The sequence below is a fragment of the Pseudomonas hormoni genome, assembly GCF_018502625.1.
Taxonomy (GTDB): Bacteria; Pseudomonadota; Gammaproteobacteria; order Pseudomonadales; family Pseudomonadaceae; genus Aquipseudomonas; species Aquipseudomonas hormoni.
The window spans coordinates 3,849,222-3,874,216 of sequence record NZ_CP075566.1; the positions used below are offsets into that span (position 1 = coordinate 3,849,222).

The window sequence follows — 24,995 nt, forward strand, 5'->3', positions numbered from 1 at the left end:
TTGAAGAGAGAACTGCACTGATGGCCCTGGCAATTTTTGATCTGGACGAAACCCTGATCCACGGCGACTGCGCCACCCTCTGGAGCGAGCAAATGGGCCGCCTGGGCTGGGTCGATCCCGAGTCGTTCATGCGTCAGAACAACGAATTGATGGACGCTTACAGCCACGGCAAGCTGCGCATGGAGGATTACATGACCTTCAGCCTCGAGCCGATGATCGGCCGCACACCGGAAGAGGTCGACCATCTGGTGGGGCCGTGGGTGGAAGACTTCATCGAGCCGATCATTTTCAGTGACGCCACCAAAGCCATCGCCGCGCATCGCAAGGCGGGTGACCGGATTCTGGTGATCTCGGCGTCGGGTACGCACCTGGTCAGACCGATTGCCGATCGTTTGGGCATCGACGAGATTCTGGGCATCGAGCTGGAAGTGTTGCATGGGGTTTATAGCGGCCACACCGTCGGTACGCTGACCTACCGCGAAGGCAAGATCACGCGCTTGCTGGAATGGCTGGATGCGGAAGAGGAAAACCTTGAGGGCGCGAGTTTCTATTCCGACTCACGCAACGATTTGCCGCTGCTGCTGAAGGTAGATTTCCCACACGTGGTAAACCCTGATCCGGTATTGCTCGAACACGCCGAAAAAGCCGGCTGGCCGATCCATATCTGGAAATAACGCAGAACCCTGTAGGAGCAAGGCTTGCCCGCGAAGAACGATAACGAGGTTTAACTGACACACCGCGTCATCGTTCTTCGCGGGCAAGCCTCGCTCCTACAGGGATCGGTGATATCAGGTCAGGCTCTCGTCGATCACCAGCACCAACTTCCCCGCCACCTTATTGCTCGCCAACTCGGCAAACGCCGCTTCCGCATCCTTGATCGGAAACGTCCTGGCCAACTGCGGACTCAACCGCCCTTCGGCAAACAGCGGCCAGACATGCTGGCTCAAATCAGTGAACAAATCCGCCTTGAACTGATCGTCACGACTGCGCAAAGTCGAACCCAGCAGCTGCACACGCTTGGCCAGCACCTGCGCCAGATCCAGCTTCGCTTCACGGCCGCCCATCAAGCCGATGAGCACCCAACGGCCATCGCGGGCCAGCAGTTTCAGGTTCAGTGCGGCGTAGTTGCCGCCGACCGGGTCGAGAACCACATCGAACGGACCCAGGTCGCTCAGACTTTCAAGATCGTCGGTGCGTACCACGCCCCCCTGAGCACCCAGCGCTTCGCAGTAAGCCAGCCGCTCGGCAGAACCGACGCTGACCCAGCATGGGTTGCCAAACGCCTTGCACAGCTGAATGGCAGCTGAACCGATTCCACTTGCTCCGGCGTGCAGAAGAACTTTCTCACCCGGTTTGAGCGCAGCCAATTGAAACAAATTCAGCCAAACGGTCGCATAGACTTCGGGTAGCGCTGCCGCCTCGGTCAGGGACAATCCTTCTGGCACCGCCAGCACATGCCGTCCGTCGACTACCACCTCTTCGGCCATCCCACCCCCGGCCAGCAAGGCGCAGACCCGATCACCGACCTGCCACGACGACCCCGGGCCGACCTCGCTGATCACCCCGGAACACTCTAGACCCAGTACCTGACTGGCCCCCGGCGGTGGCGGATAAAGTCCCGCCTTCTGTAACAAATCGGCGCGATTGAGGCCCGCTGCCGCCACACGAATGCGAACTTGCCCTACATCACATGTAGGACTGGGCTCTTCAAGCCACTCCACTTGACCTTCCACGCCTTGCAATGCTTTCACAGTGCCTCCATAGTGAGTCTGGACTGAGCCCGAAGCTGTATCGCCGGGCTTTTTGCATTATGCGACCGGCCCTTGTGGAACCGGCGACTTCAAAGACGGCCTAATATGCGTTATCAATTGTCCCCGCGTCGAATCAGCATGAAGCATCTGTTCCCCAGCACCGCCCTCGCCCTATTTATTGGTATCGGCCTGATGCCGATGTCGAGCAATACGTTCGCAGCCAATAGTTGGGACAAGCTTCAGCCTGATCGTGACGAAGTGATCGCCAGCCTGAATGTCGTCGAGTTACTCAAGCGCCACCACTACAGCAAGCCGCCGCTCGATGACGCGCGCTCCGTGATCATCTACGACAGCTACCTCAAGCTGCTGGATCCGTCGCGCAGCTACTTCATGGCCAGCGACATTGCCGAATTCGACAAGTGGAAAACCCAGTTCGACGACTTCCTCAAAAGCGGCGACCTCAACGCCGGTTTCACCATCTACAAGCGCTACCTGGACCGCGTAAAAGCGCGTCTGGACTTTGCCCTTGCGGAGCTGAACAAGGGCGTCGACAAGATTGACTTCACCACCAAGGAAACCTTGCTGATCGACCGCAAGGACGCCCCTTGGCTCAAGTCCACCGCAGAGCTCGACGACCTGTGGCGCAAACGCGTCAAGGACGAAGTGCTGCGGATGAAAATTGCTGGCAAGGATTCCAAGCAGATTCAGGAAACCCTGACCAAGCGTTACAAGAATCAGCTTGCGCGTCTGGACCAGACCCGTGCGGAAGACATCTTCCAGGCCTACATCAACACCTTCGCCATGTCCTATGACCCGCACACCAATTATTTGTCGCCGGATAATGCGGAGAACTTCGACATCAACATGAGCCTGTCCCTCGAGGGCATCGGCGCCGTGTTGCAGAGCGACAACGATCAGGTGAAAGTCGTGCGTCTGGTGCCGGCCGGCCCGGCCGACAAAACCAAGCAGGTCGCACCGGCCGACAAGATCATCGGCGTTGCCCAGGGCAACAAAGAGATGGTCGACGTGGTTGGCTGGCGTCTGGACGAAGTGGTCAAGCTGATCCGTGGTCCGAAAGGCACCGTTGTGCGCCTGGAAGTCATCCCGGCCAGCAATGCGCCGAACGACCAGACCACCAAGATCGTGCCGATCACCCGCGAAGCGGTGAAGCTTGAAGACCAGGCGGTGAAGAAGTCAGTCCTCAACCTGAAACAGGACGGCAAGGACTACAAGCTCGGCGTCATCGAGATCCCGGCCTTCTACCTGGATTTCAAGGCCTTCCGTGCCGGTGATCCGGACTACAAGAGCACCACGCGCGACGTCAAGAAACTGCTGACCGAGCTGCAGAAAGACAAAGTCGACGGCGTGGTCATCGACCTGCGCAACAACGGCGGCGGTTCCTTGCAGGAAGCCACCGAGTTGACCAGTCTGTTCATCGACAAAGGTCCGACCGTTCTCGTGCGTAACGCCGATGGCCGGGTCGATGTGCTGGAAGATGAAAACCCGGGCGCGTTCTATAAAGGCCCGATGGCGTTGCTGGTCAACCGCTTGTCCGCCTCGGCTTCGGAGATTTTCGCCGGCGCCATGCAGGACTATCACCGCGCGTTGATCATCGGCGGCCAGACCTTCGGCAAAGGCACCGTGCAGACCATTCAGCCGCTGAACCATGGCGAACTGAAACTGACCCTGGCCAAGTTCTATCGGGTTTCCGGTCAGAGCACGCAGCATCAAGGCGTTCTGCCGGACATCGATTACCCGTCGATCATCGACACCAAGGAAATCGGTGAAAGTGCCCTGCCGGAAGCCATGCCGTGGGACACCATCCGCGCGGCGATCAAGCCTGCGACCGATCCGTTCAAACCGTACATCACCCAGCTCAAATCCGAGCATGACGTGCGCTCGGCCAAGGATGCGGAGTTCGTATTCATCCGCGACAAACTGGCCCTGGCGCAGAAACTGATGGCGGAAAAAACCGTCAGCCTCAATGAAGCCGATCGTCGTGCACAACACGCCGATATCGAAGCCAAGCAGCTTGCCATGGAGAATATCCGTCGCAAGGCCAAAGGCGAAGAGCCGCTCAAAGAGCTGAAGAAAGAAGACGAAGACGCCCTTGCGGCCGAGCCGGACAAGACCAAACCAGAAGACGATGCCTACCTGAGCGAGACCGGTCGGATTCTGTTGGACTACCTGAAACTCAATACCGCGGTCGCCAAGCACTAAGGGGTGACAAGCAAGATGATGGCAATTTAATGCTGACGCCTCCGTAGCGTCATCAAACAGTCATCATTCTGTCGTGAAATAAAGGACTGGGAGCCTCTTTTTATCCAAGAGCGCTCCCAGTCCTTTTTTTATCGCCAGAGATCGCCATGACCACTACCGAACAGCTGAGTGCGTTGAGTTCAATACTGACTCAAAGCGGTTTGCACAGCCTGTTCCAGCCAATCATTTCGCTCTCTGAACGACGAATTATCGGCTACGAAGCCCTCAGCCGCGGCCCCTCCAACAGCCCGTTGCACTCGCCTGTCGCCTTGTTCGCCGTCGCCCGTCAGGCCGGCCGTTTGAACGAGCTGGAAATTGCCTGCCGTGAGAGCGCTTGCCGACGCTTCAATGAACAGCAACTGCCCGGCAAACTCTTTCTCAACGTATCACCGGAATCCCTGCTCGAAGCGGCTCACCAACCGGGTCGTACCCTGCAACTGCTGCAGGATTTCGGCATACCGCCCAGCCAGGTGGTCATCGAACTCACCGAACAGACCCCGACCGACGATTTCCAGCTGCTGCAAAACGCCCTGCATCACTATCGGGCGATGGGCTTCTCCATTGCGCTGGATGATTTGGGAGCGGGTTATTCGAGCCTGCGCCTGTGGTCCGAGCTGCGGCCTGACTATGTGAAGATCGACCGGCACTTCATCGACGGCATTCATCAGGATGCCCTCAAACGCGAATTTGTCGGATCAATCATGCAAATCGCCAAAGCCTCTCGGGCTCAAGTGATTGCTGAAGGTATCGAGCTGCCGGAGGAACTCGCGGTGTTGACCGATATGGGCGTCGATCTGGTCCAGGGCTATTTGCTCTGTCGGCCCCAGGAACATCCGCCAAGGGATGCTCGAAGCCTGATGCCCAAGCAGGACAGCTCCGCCGTGGCGCTGAACGACGAAGGCAGCGACCTCAGCGACCTTTTGAACGATCAGCCAGCGGTCGCGCGCGATACGCCGACAGCGACGGTACTGGAAGCCTTCCGCCGCCAGGCCAACCTGAACTCGCTGGCGGTGCTCGACGACTACGGCCATCCCTGCGGCATCGTTCACAGGCATTCGCTCTCTGACGCGCTGCTCAAACCCTTTGCCACCGACCTGTTCGCCCGCAAGCCGATCAGCCGGCTGATGAATGACGACTTCCTCGCCGTCGAGATGAGCCAGTCGCTGCAACAGGTCAGCCGCCTGATCACCAGCCGCGCCCGACAACGCATTGAAGAAGACTTCATCATTACCCTGAACGGCGGGTATCTGGGGTTGGGCCGGGTGATCGATGTACTGAAGCTGATTACCGAACTGAAGATCCAGCAGGCCCGCTACGCCAATCCGCTGACCCTGCTGCCCGGCAACGTGCCGATCCAGCAGTGCCTGACGCGCCTGCTGCAACAGCAACGGGAATCGGTGATCTGCTACGTGGACATCGACAGTTTCAAACCCTTCAACGACATTTACGGCTACGGCCGTGGGGACGAAGTCCTGCTGTGCCTGGCGCAATGTCTGAATGACCGCGTCGACCCTTCCCGCGACTTTGTCGGCCATATCGGCGGTGACGATTTCCTGCTGGTGCTCGGGCCGGAAGACTGGCGCAAACGTTTGAACCAGTTGCTCGACGATTTCCAGAGCCAGTGCCGGCGCTTCTACCGCAGCGAACACCTGGAGGCCGGCTGCTTCATCGCCCCGAACCGTCAGGGTGTGCGGCAGGAGTTTCCGCTGCTGTCACTGTCGATCGGCGTGGTGCATTTACATCCACAGGCCTGTGGACAACTCGATGCGAGCCAGTTGGCCGAAATGGCGTCACAGGCCAAGCATCACGCGAAGAATGTGCCGGGGTATAGCGTGCATGTGATTGATAGTTTGGTGGTGCCGGTGCCAAACGAGGATTTGATCATTGGGCAGCGGTGATTGAACGGACGCCTTCGCGGGCAAGCCTCGCTCCCACAGGGTTTTGTGTCGTTCGTGATTATGGTGAACGACACAAAACCCTGTGGGAGCGGGCTTGCCCGCGAAGAGGCCCGACCAGACAACCAAAATCTCTGGATCTAGTCAGCCGCTGACCGCGCGCCCAACCCCCGCCCAACCACATCCAGCACATCACAACCATCACGCAACGGAATGGCGCAAAGCAACGCGCAGTCGCTGAGAATCATGGAATCGCACTCAATAGAACCGCGCATGGTCAGTTCAGCAGGATCGCATTCACCCACTGCCAGATGCTCCAACCTTCGATAGCCCGCTTTTCCTCCTCGTTAAAGCATTTCTTTGGACTTGCTGCTCCTATCAAGATTGCCTTGTTTCTGACGTGCTGTTGATCCACAGCGGAGGCAGGATTGCATAGCGTTGTGATTTATAGAGACCGCGATAGAAACTCATCAATCAGCGAAATAACCTGCTCCTGAATCACCTCACGCGGCCTCCCATCCTCCCCATCTCCACAAATAATCCCATCACCCGGCACCGCTTCTTCAAGCATCGCTACCGCTCCAGGTTTGCACACCGCCATAAAGCTAAAGTGACTGGCATCGCTGATCTCAACGTAGCGCTTCGATGCTTGAGGCAGGCGTTTGGTCAAGTCGGCAGACTCCAACTGAGCAGGAAGTTCTTCAGACGGCACGCCCGCTGCGATCACCAGTATCGGAACCGGCAGCGCCGCAAGGCTTTCATCGGTCATCCCGCGCGACAAGCCCAGATCCAATGAAACAACGGCGGTGACGCGTTTATCGCTCAAGTCGGCGGCCAACCGGGCCTTCGATTCCGGGGTACCTGCGGGGTTAATCTGTTTGTAAGCGGTGCAACTGGCCAACTTCGGGTGGGCGTTGCAGTCCTTGGTGAAGCGGTCAGGATCGAAACGTGCGCCGGCGATTTCCAGGACGGTCCAGCCTCCGAGTGAGTGGCCCACTGCTGCGATTCGATGCTTGGCGACTGCGCCGAATTGTTGTGGCTGAGCCGTGACCGCGTCGATGGCTCGGCTTAGGTCGGCGGGGCGTTGCCATAGCTGTGCGGCGGCTTGAGGGCTACGGTCGCGGCTGGTGGTGCCGGGGTGGTTGACCGCTGCCACGATGTAACCCTTCTGGGCGAGTGCGCTGGCCAGCCATGTCTGGTGGATCCAGTTACCGCCGAAACCGTGGGAGAGCACCACCAATGGATGTTCACCGGCGGTCGGTGGCGCGTTGGGCACGGCGAGGACGCCGACAAACACTGGGTTGTCGCCGAACAATTGAGGGGTAGCGGTGGTTGCGGCGGGGTACCAGACGACCATTTCCAGTGGGCGGTCGTTTTGCGGGTCGGGCAGCGTGAAGGCCTGGAAGCCGATAAAGTTATCGTTTGCGAGTGCGTTTGCGGTCAGGCAAACCAATAACAGAGCGCAGAGAGCTGTTTTCAATGTTTTTATCTTCCTTGATTAGATCGACTCATCAACACCTGACGTCCATCGCCAGGTGCGTTCCCCAATGGATCACTGAGAAGAACTATTGCTCAGCAATCCCTTCAACTTAATCTCAGCCAACGGATGCCCAGCCTGCACCGCAATCCGCCAAAACCGCGCTGCTTCCACCGGATCCGGCGCCTTGCTCGCCGTCCCGGCCAGGCAGATCACACCCACCTGATACGCCGCTTTGCCATCCCCCGCCAACGCCGCCAGGCGCAACAATCGGACACCTTCCTCACGAGCCCCCAAGCCAACGCCGCGAAAGGCCAGAATGTGGCCATAGAAGCTTTGAGCGCCGACGTCACCCAAGTTGGCCATGCGGGCAAACTGGCCTTCGAGCCAACTCCAGCCACGGGGTTGGCGGACGAACCACGACCAGTGAAAAAGCCGACGGGCCAGCCAGTAACCAGCCCGCGCCTTGAGTCGCAAAAACACTCAGGCCTCGGCCGATTCGGGGTATTCGTACTCGAACACTCGCACCACTTCCGAGGCATGCCAGGACGCAGCAGCGACACCATCTGACGGCCCGGAGAAACGCCCCAGACGCTCGACGCATTCGAAAAAACCGGTGCGCGGCAGGCGGCTGGCGCCCTGGCTGATCACCAGTGAACTGCGCAAGGGCTGCTCGGCTCTGGCATCAAGCGCGGCCAGATGTTCAAGGGCCGCGGTCAAGGTTTGCATGGCCGGTGTCGGGAGCTGCAAACGCTCCAGCAACGCGCGATAAGTCAGCAGATGTCGCTGGCGGCGCGCCTGATCCAGCTCGCCCAGCAACCCGTCCCAATGTTGACGACTGATGCGTACGCTCACGATTCATCCCTCCACCCTGGCACCGTCAATTCCCAGGCCAGGCTGCGGCGAATCGCAGCGTCGGGTTGACGCTCGCCACTTTCGATCAAGGCCAGATAAGACGGGCTGATGCCTACCGTGCGGGCGAGCGCCTCGATGGCGATGCCCTTCCCTTCGCGCAAACTGCGTAGTTGATCCAGACCTGGAAGTATCTGGTCTGGTGCTGCGGCGTGACGCACTGGCGCGTCGGGTGCCGGTCGCTCATTGATGCCTGCTGCTTTCAGTAGAGCCTGATACTGAGCCCACGGCAGAACCGCATATTCGGGCTCGCCTTCGCGTGTGATTATCTGAATATCCATGACTTCCCCGTAGGACAACGACACTTAGCGAGTCGGCGCTTTTCCCTAGAAGTGTAATCCTAACAGCGGCCAAGGTCGCAGGGGTATGAATATAGGGATGATCCTGAATCGGCTCAGTTTTTTTTGGGGCCCTGAAGCTGAAGTTGCTCAGGGGTATCGGGCAGTCGCTCGACCACCGCGAGTTTCTCCGGCAACTGGCGGTTGCGCCAGGCGCGGAAAGCGTTGAGTTCGTCATCGAGGACTTTCATCAGCCAGGCGAGCACGGCGATGTCATCAAGCATGCCGAACACCGGGATGAAATCCGGAATCGCATCCACCGGGCTCAGGAAGTACATCAGGCCTGCCACCACCGAGATCAGCGCTTTCGGGCTGATGGCCCGGTATTCGCCGCGCCAGTACGCCAGGCACAAAGCCTGCAACAGGCGCAGGTCCTCTTTGAGCTTGCCCAATCGGTTGCCTTGGCTGGCGCCTTTGCTAGCCACCGCGAACAACAGCGTCGGCAATCGTCCACGGGCGAGCAGGCGCCCGGCCAGTGGCAGGAAACGAGCGAAATTCCAAGGTGCTTTCATCATTCCTCCCGCTGAAATGTTATCCACACAAATTGTGGATAACCTTGTGAACAGACCTGCATTTCACGGCTGAAAGCCCCGTTTCATAAGGGCTTTGCTCAGATCGGGCGTTTTTTACTCACATAAAAAAACCCAAGATTTCATTGACTTGGCGCTCTGGCGCGGTTAGCGCGGCGTCCTCAATGGCTATGACTCCAGCGTACCGCGTCCGTTCGCTTTGTTTACCCTCACCAACCGCCAGATGCAACAACGCCCCGCATAAGCGAGGCGTTGTTGTCAGAGCAGACGCTGATTACTTCGCGGCGTCGTCTTGCTTGGCTGGATCCTTGATCGCCAGCAGTTCCAGGTCGAATACCAGCACCGAGTTGGCTGGAATCGCCGGGCTTGGGCTTTGGGCGCCGTAAGCCAGTTCGCTAGGGATGTACAGTTTGTACTTCTCGCCAACGTGCATCAGTTGCAGGCCTTCGACCCAACCCGGGATCACACCGCTGACTGGCAGATCGATCGGGCTACCGCGCTCGACGGAGCTGTCGAAGACGGTGCCGTTGGTCAGGGTGCCAGTGTAGTGGACAGTCACTACGTCGGTCGGCTTAGGCTGTGCGCCATCAGCTTTTTTGACCACTTCGTATTGCAGGCCCGAAGCAGTGGTGGTGACACCGGCTTTCTTGGCGTTGTCTTCGAGGAATTTCTTGCCGGCAGCTGCCGACTCTTCGCTCATTTTGGCCATGCGTTCTTCAGCGCGCTTTTGCAGTGCGGCGAAAGCTTCGACCAGTTCTTCATCCTTCAGCTTCTGTTCTTTCTTGCCGACGGCATCTTCGATGCCTTGGGCTACGGCTTTGGAGTCGAGATCATCCATGCCTTCCTGAGCCAGGCTCTTGCCCATGTTCAGGCCAATCCCGTAGGAAGCTTTTTGCGCCGGGGTTTTCAGCTCTACGCTGGTCTGCGAATCACAACCCGCAAGTACCAGGCTAACCAGGGCCACCGCCGCCGCCAACCGATGCTGTTTCATGCTATTTCCTTGTTCATGCGCCTAAAGGGCAATCGAGTAAAGCCGCGAGCTTATCAGGCGGCCACGACCAATGGCTACCGGCATGAGAGCAGGAAACTTCTGATAAGTTCAGGTGTTTTAACGCATTTCCGGAATCGGATGATGAAGCTTCTGTCATCTTCGCCTTACAGACACAACTGACCTGTCCCACATTACTTGGCGTAATGGCCACTTGCCGCACGTCTGCGGCTGAGGCATAAGAGAGCGACAAATCGACAAGGATGTTTATCTTGCGCCTCTTTTATCGCTTGCTGGTTCTGATCGTTATGTTGCTGGGCGTGTGCCTGGCCGTGATTTTGTATTACGTCGCCAACCCGAAACTGCCGACCTGGACGCCTGCGCAGCAGGTGCATTACCTGGAGCAGTGGAGCGCGACTGACCGCCAGACCTACTACTTCACGCCCCAAGGCACTCAAGTCAAAGGCTTGCGCTACGACTGGTTCAACGCGCTCGAACTGCCTTTTTCGCAACAGCGATTTGCCGCTCCGGAGTACCTCGCACGCTTCGGTTTTCTGGTCGATCCCGGGCAGAAAGCCACGTCCAACAACCCCGGTAACCTGCCCGTGGGCTTCGCCCGTCATCAAAACCCTGGCAGCCCGGATCAGTTTCTGGACATCACCTGCGCCGCCTGCCACACCGGCGAGTTGCGCTTCAACGGCCAGGCCATACGCATTGACGGAGGTTCGGCGCAACACGTTCTGCCCTCCAGCGTTCCTACACTCCGCGGTGGCAGCTTCGGACAAGCATTGGTAGCCAGTCTGACCTCGACTTACTACAACCCGTGGAAATTCGAACGTTTCGCCCGCAACGTGCTGGGTCAGGACTACGACACCCGGCATCAACAACTGCGTAAAGACTTCAAGACCTCTCTCGATACCTTTCTGAAAGTGGCCTGGAACGACACTCATCGCGGGCTCTACCCGACCGAAGAAGGTCCCGGCCGCACCGACGCGTTCGGGCGCATTGCCAACGCCAGTTTCGGTGACGCGATTTCCCCGGCCAACTACCGAGTAGCCAACGCTCCGGTCGACTACCCGCAACTGTGGGACATGTGGACCTTCGATTGGGTGCAGTGGAACGGTTCGGCACAGCAGCCGATGGCTCGCAATATCGGTGAGGCCCTGGGGGTGGGCGCCACGCTGAACTTCTTCGACAGCAACGGGCAGCCACTCAAGGGCGACAGTCGCTATCCGTCCAGCGTCCGGGTGCGCGATTTACACCAGATCGAGGAAACCCTGCAGCGACTCAAACCGCCGGCCTGGCCGGAAGATCTGCTGGGTGCCATCGACAAACCACTGGCGGCCAAGGGGCGTGCGCTGTTTGCGGAAAACTGCGCCGCTTGCCACGTTCCGCGGGTGACTCAGGAAGGCGAACGCTGGGTACAGCATTTGCACATGCTGCCCGTCGATGTCATCGGCACCGATCCGACGGCGGCGAACAACATCGCCAGCCACCGTTTCGATCTGACCGCTCTGCAATGGGACCCGGCGGAGCTCGCGCAGATGGACGTGAAATTGCACCCCGAACCAGAGGAACCGCTGGACTTGAGCCAACTGTCGGTAGCCAAGGGCCTGGCTTACGTCACTGCATTCGTCGAGAACCGCGCTTACCGCGAGGCCAAGGTCACAGCGGCGGAGAAGCCACAACTCGACGGCTTCGGCCTGCCGATCGGCGTTCGTGAAAAAGTGGCCTACAAGGCTCGGCCACTGGCGGGCGTGTGGGCGACGGCGCCGTTTCTGCATAACGGTTCGGTACCGAGCATTTATCAATTGCTCTCGCCCCAGGATGAACGCGCGACCACCTTCTACAAAGGCACGTTCGACTACGACCCGCGACACCTGGGCTATCGCACCGAAGCCTTCACCAACGCATTCCTGTTCGACACGCGCATGACCGGCAACCACAACAGCGGCCATGAATTCCGCGCCGGTGAGCGCGGCAACGGGGTGATCGGCCGGTTGTTGCAACCCGAGGAGCGCTGGGCGCTGCTGGAGTACCTGAAAGTGCTGGGCGGCCCTATGGAGGCGCAACTGCCATGATCATGACCACCTTCAAAAAGGATTTACCGATGCTCGCCCGGTTCTGGTTATGGCTGGGTCGCCTGCTCGGCAAAACCCTGCTGATTCTGCTGTGCATCGGCCTGCTCGGCTGGGCACTGGTCACTGCCTGGTATGCCTGGCAGCACCGCGGCCCGGTCTCGGCACTGGAGCAGATTCCGGACGGCGAAGCCGCCATGACCCGGGATGTGATTCAGACCGCCGTGCGCATTGTCGATCAACACCGTGAAAGTACCCGCTATCTGCGCGACGCCCATGCCAAGGCCCATGGCTGCGTGAAGGCCGAGGTGCAGGTGTTGCCGGAACTGGCGCAGGACCTGCGCCGCGGGGTCTTCAGCGAACCGGGCAAGCGCTGGCAGGCGACCATGCGCCTGTCCAACGGCAACGCTTATCCGCAGTTCGACAACATTCGGGATGCCCGGGGCATGGCGATCAAACTGTTGGATGTGCCGGGCAAGCCGCTACTCGGCGACCGGCAAGGGCAACACGAGCAGGACTTTGTGATGTTCAGCCATCCGAACTTCTTTGTCAGTGATGTCGCCGAGTACCGTCAGAATGTCGCGGCTCAGGCTGACGGAAAAAAGGTCATGGCGTTTTTTCCTGGCTGGGATCCGCGCACCTGGCAGGTCCGTCATTTGTTCATCGCCCTGGCGACACTGTCCCCGCCGCCGGAAAGCCCGACACGCACCACCTATTTTTCGGTATCGCCGTATAAATTCGGCGAGGCCAATGCCAAGTTCCGGGTGATGCCGGATTCGGACAGCTGCCCGGCCTACACCTTGCCCAAGCAGAACCAGGATCTGCCGAACTTCCTGCGTAACGCCTTGACTCAACAGTTGTCCACGGATCGGGTGCCGGTGTGTTTTGTATTGCAGATCCAGCGCCAGGATGCGAACAGGTTCATGCCGATCGAAGACACCAGCATCGAGTGGCGCGAGCAGGATGCGCCTTTCGAAACCGTAGCCCGGATCACCCTGCCCCCTCAGGACTTCGACACCCCGGCGCAGAATCTGCAATGCGACAACCTGTCGTTCAACCCGTGGTTCGGTCTGGAGGCTCATCGGCCCATTGGCGGTATCAATCGGCTGCGCAAAGCCGTGTACGAAGCGGTAAGCGACTACCGGCACAGTCGAAACGCTGAGCAGTAAGCAGAAACGAAAAAAGCGACCCGAGGGTCGCTTTTTCAATGGAAGCCAGCCTAAGCCAAATTCCAGACAGAAAAAAACCCGCGTTAGCGGGCTTTTCCGTGGTGACCTGGCGTTCAGCGTTCCAGGTTACCGAATATGGCGCAGCGGACGGGACTCGAACCCGCGACCCCCGGCGTGACAGGCCGGTATTCTAACCGACTGAACTACCGCTGCGCGTAGCGTTGAAAGTAAGTGGTGGGTGATGACGGGATCGAACCGCCGACATTCTGCTTGTAAGGCAGACGCTCTCCCAGCTGAGCTAATCACCCTTTACCTTCGTTGCGGGGCGCATTGTGCCACAGATTTTCATAACGTGTTGATTTAATTGATAAATAATTCAAATAAATCTGAAAACCGGTGAAACGATGCATCCAGCAGGAACTTCAGGCAGAAAAAAACCCGCGTTAGCGGGCTTTTCCGTGGTGACCTGGCGTTCAGCGTTCCAGGTTACCGAATATGGCGCAGCGGACGGGACTCGAACCCGCGACCCCCGGCGTGACAGGCCGGTATTCTAACCGACTGAACTACCGCTGCGCGTAACACTTGAAGCGAATGGTGGGTGATGACGGGATCGAACCGCCGACATTCTGCTTGTAAGGCAGACGCTCTCCCAGCTGAGCTAATCACCCTTCACTTTCGGTGTGGCGCGCATTCTACGGAGCGACCTCACCTCTGGCAAGCACTTTTTTAAATAATTTTTTCAGGCCTTCCAAAGGCTTAGAGAAGGGTTGGCCTATGGCGCCACGAAGAGAATAATGCCCCACTTTGTATAAAGGAGAGACTCGCCCCATGTGGTTCAAAAACCTGCTTATCTATCGCCTGACCCAAGATCTGCCTTTTGATGCCGAGGCGTTGGAAACTGCACTGGCCACCAAACTGGCGCGTCCCTGTGCAAGCCAGGAGTTGACCACCTACGGTTTCGTCGCGCCCTTCGGCAAGGGCGAAGATGCACCTCTGGTACACGTCAGCGGCGACTTCCTGCTGATCTCCGCGCGTAAAGAGGAACGCATCCTGCCGGGCAGCGTCGTGCGCGACGCCGTGAAGGAAAAGGTCGAAGAGATCGAAGCCGAACAAATGCGCAAGGTCTACAAAAAGGAACGCGACCAGATCAAGGATGAAATCATCCAGGCCTTCCTGCCTCGCGCCTTTATCCGTCGCTCGTCGACCTTCGCAGCGATCGCGCCGAAACAAGGCCTGATCCTGGTCAACTCGGCCAGCCCGAAACGCGCCGAAGACCTGCTCTCTACTCTGCGTGAAGTGATCGGCACGCTGCCGGTACGTCCGCTGACCGTCAAGATGTCGCCCACCGCCACCATGACTGAATGGGTCACGACCCAGAAAGCCGCGGACGATTTTTTCGTGCTGGACGAGTGCGAACTGCGCGACACCCATGAAGACGGCGGCATCGTGCGCTGCAAGCGTCAGGACCTGACCAGCGAAGAAATCCAGCTGCACCTGAGCACTGGCAAAGTGGTCACTCAGCTGTCGCTCGCGTGGCAGGACAAACTGTCTTTCGTCCTCGACGACAAGATGGTGGTCAAGCGCCTGAAGTTCGAGGATCTGCTGCAGGATCAGGCGGAACAGGACGGTGGCGAAGAGGCCCTGGGCCAGCTGGATGCCAGTTTCACCCTGATGATGCTGACCTTCGGTGACTTCCTGCCGGCGCTGGTTGAAGCGTTGGGTGGTGAAGAGACCCCGCAAGGTATTTAAAGACGTGTGATGCCTACTGTGGGAGCAAGCCTGCTCGCGATGAGGGACTGACATTCAACATTGATGTTGACTGAAACTCCGCTATCGCCGGCAAGCCGGTCTCGCTCCCACATTGGTTTTGTGGGCTACTTAATAATAAGGATCAGGCCATGCGTGCACTGGCTGCATTGAGTCGTTTTGTCGGCAACACCTTCGCTTACTGGGTTCTGATTTTCGCCGTCGTGGCTTTCCTGCAACCGGCGTGGTTCATCGGTCTGAAAGGCGCCATCGTCCCGTTGCTGGGGCTGGTGATGTTCGGCATGGGCCTGACCCTCAAACTCGAAGACTTCGCCGAAGTCGCTCGCCATCCGTGGCGTGTGGCGCTGGGCGTCGTTGCGCATTTCGTGATCATGCCCGGTGTGGCGTGGTTACTCTGCCAGGTTTTCCACTTGCCGCCGGAAATTGCCGTCGGCGTCATTCTCGTCGGCTGCTGCCCGAGCGGCACCTCGTCGAACGTGATGACCTGGCTCGCCCGCGGAGATCTGGCGCTGTCGGTGGCCATCGCCGCCGTCACAACCCTCCTCGCTCCGCTGCTGACCCCGGCGTTGATCTGGCTGCTGGCTTCGGCCTGGTTGCCGGTATCGTTCATGGAGTTGTTCTGGTCGATCCTGCAAGTGGTGCTGCTGCCCATCGTGCTCGGCGTGGTCGCTCAGCGCCTGCTCGGTGCTCGGGTTCGCCACGCGGTGGACGTGTTGCCGCTGGTTTCCGTGGTCAGCATCGTGATCATCGTCACCGCTGTCGTCGCTGCCAGCCAGGCGAAAATCGCCGAGTCCGGCCTGCTGATCATGGCCGTGGTGATGCTGCACAACAGCTTCGGTTATCTGCTCGGGTACTTCACCGGGCGTCTGTTCAAGCTGCCATTGGCCCAACGAAAATCCCTGGCACTGGAAGTCGGCATGCAGAACTCGGGTTTGGGCGCCGCGCTGGCCAGCGCGCACTTCTCACCGCTGGCAGCGGTGCCGAGCGCGTTGTTCAGTGTATGGCACAATATTTCCGGGGCACTGCTTTCGACGTACTTCCGCCGGATGAGCGAGAAAGAAGATCGGGAAACAGCGGCTCGGCAAGCGACTGAGTAAGCGGCAAACTTGATCCCCGTTTTAATGATGGGCACTATACTGCGCAACGCGAGGACGACCTCGCGGCTCGATCGAGTCATTAATCTGGGGACGACCCCATCAATCGATGGAGGTCTCTCATGTCCTGGGTCATTCTGTTTTTCGCCGGCCTGTTCGAAGTAGGCTGGGCTGTCGGCCTGAAATACACCGATGGTTTCAGCCGCCCTCTTCCCACCGCACTGACCGTCGCCGCCATGGCCATCAGCCTTGGTCTGCTTGGCCTTGCCATGAAGGAACTGCCGCTGGGCACCGCCTATGCAATCTGGACAGGCGTGGGCGCGGTCGGCACGGTCATCGCCGGGATCATTCTGTTTGGTGAATCCATGGCGCTGTTCAGGCTCGCCAGTGTGGCATTGATCATTGCCGGGTTGATTGGACTGAAAGTCAGCACCTAGTCATTGCCGATCCATACAAAAAAGCCCGCTCCCCTGGCGATACTGGGGGAGCGGGCTTTTTCATGGGCATGAAAAACGGATCAGCTTTCAGCAAGCGCCATGCGCTCACGCACCGCGACCGGAGCCTTCTCCGCATGCTCAAGCTGCATGCAGCGTTCCAGGAACAGGAACATGTAGTCGTAGCTTTTGCACACCGCCTGACGCAGTTCGGCCTGCAAGGACTTGCTCGGGTTCATTCCTGCCAGCGTGCAGATGATTTCCAGCGCTTCCCACGGATGGGCGTCGTCGTACTGGGCATGCATCTTCAGCCACTTCATGGCCCGCTTGCGATCTTCCTCGGGGAACGCTGCCGCGTAGACACCACTGGAACAGACCAGCGCCGACCACTCACCTGTCGCGCCTTCAATGGCGTAGTTGGTGGCGGCAATGGCAACGATCAGCGAATCCGCCGAACTGGTGTGCCAGCACCAATGGCTCAGAGCGTGAAGTTCAGGTGTCACCTTTTGCGCCTGCAGATCTTCCAGGCTGACACCGTGAGCGCGACTCCAGTGCACCCAGTAATCGGCGTGGTTCAATTCCACCCGGATGTTGCGCATCAACCAGCGGCGCGCCATGTCCTCGCCGGGATGACGGGCAAAACGGGTCTTGGTGAGGTTCTGTGCCATATATAACGCGAATTGTTCAACCACGGGCCAACCACCAATGAGGTAGTTGCGCATGGTCTTTGCGCTGAGTTTGTTATCTCGCATGCGCCTGTACAGTTCGTGTTCGACAACCCGGCGTTTACTCTCGCTGCAATCCTGGATCAGTTGCTGAGCCCAGGCGGGATAACTTGCAGCTTCCATGAGGGGGCCGGTTCGGTTGAATGTCTCGATCACTGTCGGGTTCCTTTTGATTGTGATTGTAAGGATCAGCAGGAGATTTCAACGGAACGTGCCAGGTGCCTTGAACAACAAGGGCTGAGGCCTGGCAGGACGACTTTGCAAACTATCGCAGGTAAACAGATGCGGGCGTTCAATCACATACCCTTGAGCGTAATCCACCCCGATCTCCAGCAATGCCTGCTCGATCTGGGGTGACTCGACAAACTCGGCAATCGTGCGTTTACCCATGACATGACCGATGTGATTGATCACTTCGACCATGGCGCGGTTAATCGGGTCGTCCAGCATATCCTTTACGAAACTCCCGTCGATCTTCAGGAAGTCTACAGGCAAATGTTTCAAGTAAGCGAATGAGGACATTCCGGCGCAAAAGTCGTCGAGCGAAAAATGGCAGCCTAAGCCTTTGAGTTCATTAATAAATCGAATTGCACTTCCAAGATTGGAAATTGCACTGGTTTCAGTGATTTCAAAACAAATCATTTCAGGAGGTATGGAGTATGTAACGAACTGTTCACGTAGAAAGTCCAGAAACGCCTCATCTCCGATAGTTGTGCCTGACAGATTAATCGCACACATCGCCAAGGGCCCTTTGCGCTGTTCGGCCATGCACTGGGCAATAACTTTAAACACATTCTCTACAACCCAGCGATCGAGAGAAGTCATCAGGCCATAACGTTCAGCGGCCGGAATAAAACTGTCGGGCAATATCATCCGCCCGGCTTCGTCATGCAGGCGCAATAGAATTTCGATATGTCCACCACCCTGCTCGACATGACCCAGGGCCGCGATTTCCTGGGCGTACAGACAGAAGCGGTCTTCTTCCAGCGCCATGTGCAAACGCTGTACCCAGGCCATCTCGCCGAAACGCAGGGACAGTTCCGAATCATCGGCGTGATAGACCTGAACCCGGTTGCGGCCCTTTTCCTTGGCCATGTAACACGCCATGTCGGCGGCGCGCAGTGATGTTTCGAGCGTGGTCGGGTGCTGAGTGAGGTGCACCAGCCCGATGCTCACGGTGGTCACGAACGGCCGGCCCTTCCAGACGAAATGCAGGTTCTGCACGGTCTGGCGCAACCCCTCTGCTATTTTCTCCGCAGCTTCCGGGGCACAGTTCTCCAGCAGGATGCCAAATTCATCGCCGCCCAGCCGCGCCAGCGTATCGCCTTCGCGCAAACCCGATTGCAACAACGCACAGATATGCCGCAACAACTCGTCACCCGCCGCGTGGCCGCAGGTATCGTTGACCAGTTTGAATTGATCCAGATCGAGGAACATCAACGCATGGCGCCCCGGCTGCCGCGTCAGGTTGTGTAGCGCCTGCTCGAGGCGATACTCGAACTCACGGCGGTTGGCGAGACCGGTCAAGGCATCATGGGTCGCCTGCCAGGACAGATTGGCAATGTATTGCCGCTCCTGCGTCATGTCGTGCAGGACCAGCACGGTGCCGCTGACCTTGCCGGCGTTGCTGATCGGCGCACCCACCAGGGTAACTGACACCGTGCTGCCATCCAGGCGTTGAATCAGTTTGGAATGTTCGCTGCCACCGCTGAGCTGGCCGCTCAAAATGTGCTCGATCAGCGTAAATCCGTCAGCCTGAGCGTTCTCGTCCAGCAGATTGAACAGGGCCGCCAGTGGCAAACCCGTCGCCTGTTCGGCTTTCCAGTGCGTCAACGCCTCGGCGGCGGGGTTCATGTAGGCGATCGCACCCTCGACATTCGTGGTGATCACGCCATCGCCGATCGATTGCAAAGTGATCTGTGCCCGGTCTTTTTCCAACTGCAGAGCGTCAGCGAAGGCATGGCGCTGCTTGAGCAGTTTGTGCGTGCGCATCAAGGCCAGGACGATCAAACCCAGAGCCGTGGCGAGGTTGGTCACCAGCAACAGCCGCAGGATCATCCGCGAGCCTTCGCCCAAGGCATCGCTGAAGGCCTTCGCCGCCGGTGTCACACTTTCGTTGATGACGAATATCTGATCCTTCCAGCGCTTGATATCGGCATCGGTGGCCTGACGGGTGGTGATGCGCTGATGCATCTCCCGCGCAATGGCATCGAGTTGCACCAGATACGCATCGCCCACCGTCCAGAGGTCGATGGCTTTCTCGTGGTAACTGAAGTGCCGGAAATTCAGGTACAGCCAGATCACACTATTGACGTCATCGGGGTGGTTGCCGCCCTTGAGGATCGCCACGCGCGCGGCTTCGATATTCGGCGGCTGATGATCCAGCGCCACACGCAATTCGTGGCCACCCTGAGGCACCGCGATCGCGTTCTGGTATTTGTTGAATATCGTCTCGTCGTGACTGTCGGCGTAGAGATTGAGGTAATAGATGGCGTCTTTCTGGCCTTTGGACCAGAGGCTTTCACCAGCAACGTAGCCACGAACCGCCGACAGCACGTACAGGCTGACGCCACCCAGCATCGCCTGAAACAGCACGACAGCGATAAATGGCCAGACGATGCCCAATAACCGTGGCGTTCCGAGAGTCCGCGCTTGATTCATGAGGTCCCTTGTTTTAGCACTGCCAGATCATCATCCAACGTGATCGCTACAGCTAGACTAGGGTGCGTTCGTGATCCCGGCAAGCAAGAACTGCCGTCATTCGCAAGCCGCCTTACTTTCAGTGACGCCAACCCCGTGGCCCATTCCGACCGCAGACTTCCCGAAACACAATCGTCCTCCTCGCGACCACGGCACTATCTATATACCGCACGGCTTCTCCCTTGGACCGTTGTAATCGGTGGCGAAACTCCAACGCCATCTGGAACAACGAAAAAGAGAAGCTCCATCATGCAAACAACACATTCAAATACCGGATCGAGTGACACGGCAAATTCATTTCCATCTGCTGCGCAGGTTTATCAAAGCCAACTGGGAGACTATGAACTATTGCTGTCTTTCTTGCGTACCGAAGTCGGCTCCCTCACTCATTTCGCACAAACACTGCTCAAACCCCGAACATTTTCTCCCCTCGATAAACAAAACGAAGTCGGTCAACTTGCATTGCAAGAGTTGATGAAGGACAGCGATTACCAGATGCTGTGCAGAAAGAACAACGTCTCCCCTCATTATCTGATTGTCACCGCGAGAGACGGAGCCTGGGTCTACGAGACGTCGAATCGCGATCAACAAGACAAAACAGCCTTGGAATTGACCGGCCCCGAAAAATGGCAAGCACTTAAAATCCGAATTGAAAAGGCGGCGAGTTTACTGGGAGGACAAATACGTTATGACCGTCTTGTCAGCCTCCCCAGAATGGCCACGTTCTACGGTTTTGCCCCTTGGGATCCGACAGATACGAACCAACAACATTCGGCCATCAATGCCCTTGAAGAAAAGATCGCCAGCTATCGCTTGAGACTGGAGGACGACGTTAACATTCTCGATTTGAAGCGGCCGCCCACGGAAAAAGATCGACGAGTATTTCTAACTGCCCAGGCAGTGTTCCCCAACAATACGCAGGAACTGCACTCGCAAATCATTCGCGCGGAAATAATCGCAGCGGTAAGAAAGTTCCTGCCTGAAAAAAGTACTTCCCCCTTCACCCATCTCGCCAATGACATTCTTTCGTCGGCCACCACTGAACAAGTTCGCGCAACGCCAACCGTTTACCTTCAAAAAATCCTGCAAAGTCCTGAAGCCGAAAAGCTGACAACAACCTTACTATCGACCCTGGATTGGTACGGAGGAACTACCGGTGAAGAGACTTCACCTCATTGGCGCATCAAAGTGATAGCCAGCGCATTACAGATCTGGCTCCAATCGCCGACCACGGAACACCCGGACGGGATCGCCGGTTACCCTGTTCAGACCCAATCCAATTGGGGAAAAAGCTATCAAGCGATCTGGAGCGAATTCGAAACCCATCTGCTTGCGTCAAAACGGGCAGCTTCGGAAAAAGAGGCGATTGTTATTGCACGATTGTTTCTGTGCCAGTTTCCAACCGAGTTCCGTGTCAGCAATATCCCGACCGATCTCCCTTACAGAAGCTCCATCGTCTGGGTGAATTTCCTGAATGGCGTGAACCTGCTCGACACTGCCGATCCCGGGGTGTTCGAAAGAATGACCTTCCAGCAGCTAGTTAACCTGCCCCTCGATCGGGCCGAGGGGGCAACAACCGAGCAACTGAATGAAATCAGCCTGGCAAGATTGCTTCCGACAATGGACTGGGCAGTAACCCAGGGGATCATCCCGCACAAACGTCATGAGGATTACACACAGCCCGAAATTGAACTGGCGCTATCGGAACTGGATACACAGACGACCACTCTCAACGACGCCATTACCCAACTTGACGAAAAGCCGCCCGAACGCCTGTCGATTGCGAAAACGGTTGCGGAAAAATTCTTTGGAAAACCCTATATCGCGCAAGGCCGAAAACTGGCGAGGAAACTAACCGAACGAATCCGGTGGAACAGTGTGCCGCCGCTCCCCGGTAAGGATTACGACTACTTCTCGGTCGTCGATGTGCTGGCCGCAAACGCGCTCGATGATCAGGCACGATGGTATTACACGCTAGCGGACGGCTCCCGCAGTCAGTTCTTCATCACCATAGACAGTGACCGGACCATAACGTCAACTTTCCGCTTCGACGACACGTCGGGATCACCGATAGTGAATGGCACCTTGCCCAATATCAAAACGATGTTCGATCAACGCTTCACTCGCTACCTGGCGCTACAGACAACCGCCTATAAAACCTTGATCAGCAGCCTTTTAGCCTCACTTGCACTCAGTGACCGCCAAGCCATTGAATGGGGCAACCTCAAAATCTACAGCCTGAGAAAGGCAACCACGGGTGTAGAAGCCCAGAACGAAACGCCAGAAATCATTCTGCCGCTGCGAGCCCGTAATGGCCTGATTTTGCAGACGACCTACGCCAATGAGACAAGGACTTACGAACTGCTGCCCCGAGCAGGCGTAGTACGCCGCATCAAAAATCTCGCGCCGGAACAATTCGGCGGTGCCAAAAAGACGGAGGAGTGGCAAGTCAGTAGACCCATCATCGTCAGCGTATTGCGCCATAAGACGTTACCGTTTGACTGGGACGCTCATTCAACCGGGAGCGCACCGAAAACAGGTGCGACGTGCCAGGCCATCATCGAACAGTTGGGCGACGTCTTCACCGCAGACTCCAGCGCGATGCCAAACCAGGACAGTGTCCCGATGACGCTAACTTCAAACCGCGGCGTGGCAATCAGTAATTTCATTGCTACCCGGTTGCTGTATACGGACCCGCTAAAACTTCGCGATGCCGCCTACGGTCAGACACAGTTCGATCGCGAAGAAGCCAGGAAAGATAAAGCCATCGAAATCTTCAAGGCCTTCATACCCTTCTGGAAAAGTATCGAAGACTTGGCATCAGACGACAAAACACGCCTTATTCATGGAGCGTTTGGCCTGTTTGCCGACCTGCTTTCATTTGCACAACCGATCGGCAAATTTGCCTCTGGCTCGGCAAAACTGGTCAGCAATGCAGCCCGACTGACCTTACGCGCCAGACTTCCAGCATTCCGGCATCTGACCAAGGAGCTGCTGATTTTGACCTTGCAAACACTCAACCCGGTTGACGGCATTGCGTCGCTGGTCAAGATACTGGGAACAAAAGCGCTGAAATTCGGCCTGTCCGGAATGGCCCGACTCAAGGGGCTGATCAGAACCGGCCATTACGATTTCGCACGCAGCCTGCCGCAGGTCAGCGACGCGGGCAGTTGGAAGCCCTTGGCCAGCGGCGACCGGTTAGCAGCCATCAAAGGGATTGAAGACGTGCCGGTACGCAACGTGGCTTCAACCGGCAAGGCTGACTACCGCTTGGTCGATCCATTGTCGTCCAGACCCTATGGCCCCTCACTCTCCACCCGCTCGAGCGATCTTTCGCTGGGGCGATCCCGTTACAACACACTGGAAAAGACCAGCGATCACGTCATTGTCGAACTCTCTAAAAAAACTCACGTTCGCGAGGTGCTTGAAGTTGATGGGCGTACCACGTTGTTTCTCGACGACGTGCCGTACCGGCTCGATGGCGACTACCTGCGGCGCGCCGAACTGATCGAGGACGACATCTGGAAAGCGATTCCCTGCCGAGTCCGCCGCGCCCCTAATAATGTTTTATGCGAAACACGACTGGTCAAAAGAGACCCCGCCCCCACGCCTGACGCCGGTACGTTTGACGAAAGCAAAGGCTGGGCGCCCTGGTTCGGGGACTCCATTTACATCGCTCCCCGTGGACGGCTACCGATGGAAGTGAGGGCCTTGATGGATTATCCAAAACTGTCCGGCAGCATGGAGTTTCGCAAGGGCATCTATGGACGAGTCAAAGTCAACGTGACCAAAGACGACCTTAACCATACGTTTCAAGATGGCGCGATCATTTGCGATGCAGTAGACGGATCGACTCAGTATGTTTTCACACGCCTGAATGCGGGTGACTTTTACGTTGCCAAACTCACAGAAAGTCAAAATCTGAAGGCGTTGGATTTCAAACAAGCGTCAACCCTGCCAAAAGACCTCAAGGACGAATTGTTGACGGTATACACCGGTTCGCTCAATGCCAATAACACGGCGAGGATTTACGGCCCTGTAGCGGTCGAGCGCGCGATGAAAGCCATGGATGAGATCGCCATCCCGATTGGCGGTCATGCCAATCCGCCCGATACGCTCAAACTGATCAAGGTTGATACCAGCCCAGGGGAAGCAGTGCTTTTCGACAAATCCACAAGGATGATTGTCAGGCACTCCGGGGATGGCGCAAAAACCTGGTCACCGTCCTGGAGGGCGCCGGACAGTGTTCGCCAGACAACTGAAAGGGTCTTCAACACGCTGTTTCAGGAAACGCTCGTCAGCGTTGAGGCCAAGGCATTGAAAACCGATGACCTGATGCAAAAACTACAAGATATTATCAGCACCAAAACCGGGGACCCCGTGCACGATGTCAGAAACATCGCGTTCGCTGAAATCAGGACAAATACCGGGAAAGCAGAGGTGTATGTCAGCGTTTCGGGACGACAGGGTGACACCGGGTTCCTGCCGTTGTTTGGCCAAAACAAGAATAGAAACCCCGTGATGTTGGGCGACACGGCTTACTTCAACATCGACCACGGCGCACCCTCTTCACGAACGTTACTCAGCGCTCCCTATTCGACGACATCACTGAGTGTCTCCGACTCCGGCAAGTTACGGGCGATCCCCCACACCATCGACAATATAGAGTCTTACAAACCTGCCCTCACCTCTCGCCCCACCTCGCTGGACACAGAAAGCAAGCTCATCCGCGCCATTCGCAGTAAATACCCGGATGCCAAGGAACTGGATTCCATCACGATCGCCACCACCATGGCGCCTTGCGACTCATGCGCGGTCGTCATGAAGCAATTTGGTTATGAGGGCGGCCCCGGGATGCTGAACGTCATCTGGAAGTAA

Annotated in this window: 18 protein-coding genes, 4 tRNA genes and 1 pseudogene; 9 read left to right on the plus strand and 14 right to left on the minus strand. The window is 57.5% G+C overall.

Annotated elements, in window-relative coordinates:
* The first annotated feature begins 20 nt into the window (after window positions 1–20).
* A complete protein-coding gene (locus KJF94_RS17850; protein WP_084321105.1) occupies window positions 21–674 on the plus strand; it encodes an HAD family hydrolase in 654 nt (217 codons plus the stop codon).
* Between the two features lie 114 nt (window positions 675–788).
* On the opposite strand, the gene KJF94_RS17855 is transcribed toward KJF94_RS17850, so the two are convergent.
* On the minus strand, window positions 789–1,751 hold the full coding sequence (locus KJF94_RS17855) for a zinc-binding dehydrogenase (RefSeq protein WP_214377586.1): 963 nt from the start codon (window positions 1,749–1,751) through the stop codon (window positions 789–791).
* A gap of 138 nt (window positions 1,752–1,889) precedes the next feature.
* On the opposite strand from KJF94_RS17855, the gene KJF94_RS17860 reads away from it, so the two are divergent.
* A complete protein-coding gene (locus KJF94_RS17860) occupies window positions 1,890–3,971 on the plus strand; it encodes a carboxy terminal-processing peptidase (RefSeq protein WP_214384894.1) in 2,082 nt (693 codons plus the stop codon).
* Between the two features lie 146 nt (window positions 3,972–4,117).
* Window positions 4,118–5,908 (plus strand): bifunctional diguanylate cyclase/phosphodiesterase, encoded by a 1,791-nt coding sequence (locus KJF94_RS17865; protein ID WP_214377587.1) that lies wholly within the window; start codon window positions 4,118–4,120, stop codon window positions 5,906–5,908.
* A gap of 137 nt (window positions 5,909–6,045) precedes the next feature.
* On the opposite strand, the pseudogene KJF94_RS30260 reads toward KJF94_RS17865, so the two are convergent.
* The 7 genes and pseudogenes from KJF94_RS30260 to bamJ form a co-directional block, all read right to left on the minus strand.
* Window positions 6,046–6,186 (minus strand): annotated as a pseudogene (locus KJF94_RS30260) (short-chain dehydrogenase); the annotation flags it as partial.
* A 164-nt stretch (window positions 6,187–6,350) separates the two neighbouring features.
* Window positions 6,351–7,385, minus strand: a complete 1,035-nt coding sequence (locus KJF94_RS17870; protein ID WP_214377588.1) for an alpha/beta hydrolase family protein — start codon at window positions 7,383–7,385, stop codon at window positions 6,351–6,353.
* A 72-nt stretch (window positions 7,386–7,457) separates the two neighbouring features.
* Window positions 7,458–7,865: an SEL1-like repeat protein gene (locus KJF94_RS17875; RefSeq protein ID WP_214377589.1), complete on the minus strand. Its 408-nt coding sequence runs from the start codon at window positions 7,863–7,865 to the stop codon at window positions 7,458–7,460.
* Window positions 7,866–8,237: a hypothetical protein gene (locus KJF94_RS17880; protein WP_007898892.1), complete on the minus strand. Its 372-nt coding sequence runs from the start codon at window positions 8,235–8,237 to the stop codon at window positions 7,866–7,868.
* Window positions 8,234–8,575, minus strand: coding sequence for a helix-turn-helix domain-containing protein (locus tag KJF94_RS17885; protein WP_214377590.1), 342 nt, complete (start codon window positions 8,573–8,575; stop codon window positions 8,234–8,236). Before KJF94_RS17885 ends, KJF94_RS17880 begins: the two co-directional genes overlap by 4 nt.
* Before the next feature lie 113 nt (window positions 8,576–8,688).
* Window positions 8,689–9,144: a YkvA family protein gene (locus tag KJF94_RS17890; RefSeq protein WP_214384895.1), complete on the minus strand. Its 456-nt coding sequence runs from the start codon at window positions 9,142–9,144 to the stop codon at window positions 8,689–8,691.
* Window positions 9,145–9,436: 292 nt separating this feature from the next.
* Window positions 9,437–10,153, minus strand: coding sequence for a BamJ family beta-barrel-assembly machinery protein (gene bamJ, locus KJF94_RS17895; protein ID WP_214377591.1), 717 nt, complete (start codon window positions 10,151–10,153; stop codon window positions 9,437–9,439).
* 269 nt (window positions 10,154–10,422) lie between these two features.
* On the opposite strand from bamJ, the gene KJF94_RS17900 reads away from it, so the two are divergent.
* Together KJF94_RS17900 and KJF94_RS17905 are read left to right on the plus strand one after the other, a co-directional pair.
* The gene (locus tag KJF94_RS17900; RefSeq protein ID WP_214377592.1) at window positions 10,423–12,231 is read left to right on the plus strand and encodes a di-heme-cytochrome C peroxidase; all 1,809 of its coding nucleotides are present in this window, start codon (window positions 10,423–10,425) and stop codon (window positions 12,229–12,231) included.
* Window positions 12,232–12,260: 29 nt separating this feature from the next.
* The gene (locus tag KJF94_RS17905) at window positions 12,261–13,397 is read left to right on the plus strand and encodes a catalase family protein (protein WP_214384896.1); all 1,137 of its coding nucleotides are present in this window, start codon (window positions 12,261–12,263) and stop codon (window positions 13,395–13,397) included.
* A 136-nt stretch (window positions 13,398–13,533) separates the two neighbouring features.
* Here the strand turns inward: KJF94_RS17905 and KJF94_RS17910 are convergent.
* The 4 genes from KJF94_RS17910 to KJF94_RS17925 form a co-directional block, all read right to left on the minus strand.
* Window positions 13,534–13,610 (minus strand) — tRNA-Asp (locus KJF94_RS17910).
* 19 nt (window positions 13,611–13,629) lie between these two features.
* Window positions 13,630–13,705, minus strand: a tRNA-Val gene (locus KJF94_RS17915).
* Window positions 13,706–13,893: 188 nt separating this feature from the next.
* Window positions 13,894–13,970: transfer RNA gene (locus tag KJF94_RS17920), tRNA-Asp, on the minus strand.
* A 19-nt stretch (window positions 13,971–13,989) separates the two neighbouring features.
* A tRNA-Val gene (locus tag KJF94_RS17925) sits at window positions 13,990–14,065 on the minus strand.
* Between the two features lie 160 nt (window positions 14,066–14,225).
* Here KJF94_RS17925 and rdgC point away from each other — a divergent pair.
* From rdgC to sugE, 3 genes are all read left to right on the plus strand, one after another.
* Entirely contained in the window at window positions 14,226–15,146 is a 921-nt protein-coding gene (gene rdgC / locus KJF94_RS17930) for a recombination-associated protein RdgC (protein WP_017340046.1), read from the plus strand.
* A gap of 149 nt (window positions 15,147–15,295) precedes the next feature.
* Window positions 15,296–16,261, plus strand: a complete 966-nt coding sequence (locus KJF94_RS17935; RefSeq protein WP_214377593.1) for a bile acid:sodium symporter family protein — start codon at window positions 15,296–15,298, stop codon at window positions 16,259–16,261.
* Between the two features lie 119 nt (window positions 16,262–16,380).
* Window positions 16,381–16,695 (plus strand): quaternary ammonium compound efflux SMR transporter SugE, encoded by a 315-nt coding sequence (gene sugE / locus KJF94_RS17940; RefSeq protein WP_017340048.1) that lies wholly within the window; start codon window positions 16,381–16,383, stop codon window positions 16,693–16,695.
* Window positions 16,696–16,775: 80 nt separating this feature from the next.
* Here sugE and KJF94_RS17945 read toward each other — a convergent pair whose 3' ends face one another.
* Window positions 16,776–17,573 (minus strand): iron-containing redox enzyme family protein, encoded by a 798-nt coding sequence (locus KJF94_RS17945; protein ID WP_214377594.1) that lies wholly within the window; start codon window positions 17,571–17,573, stop codon window positions 16,776–16,778.
* Window positions 17,574–17,618: 45 nt separating this feature from the next.
* Window positions 17,619–20,078 carry an EAL domain-containing protein gene (locus tag KJF94_RS17950; RefSeq protein ID WP_214377595.1) on the minus strand — a complete coding sequence of 820 codons (2,460 nt, stop codon included), beginning with the start codon at window positions 20,076–20,078 and terminating at the stop codon, window positions 17,619–17,621.
* Window positions 20,079–20,366: 288 nt separating this feature from the next.
* On the opposite strand from KJF94_RS17950, the gene KJF94_RS17955 reads away from it, so the two are divergent.
* Window positions 20,367–24,995, plus strand: a complete 4,629-nt coding sequence (locus tag KJF94_RS17955; protein WP_214377596.1) for a hypothetical protein — start codon at window positions 20,367–20,369, stop codon at window positions 24,993–24,995.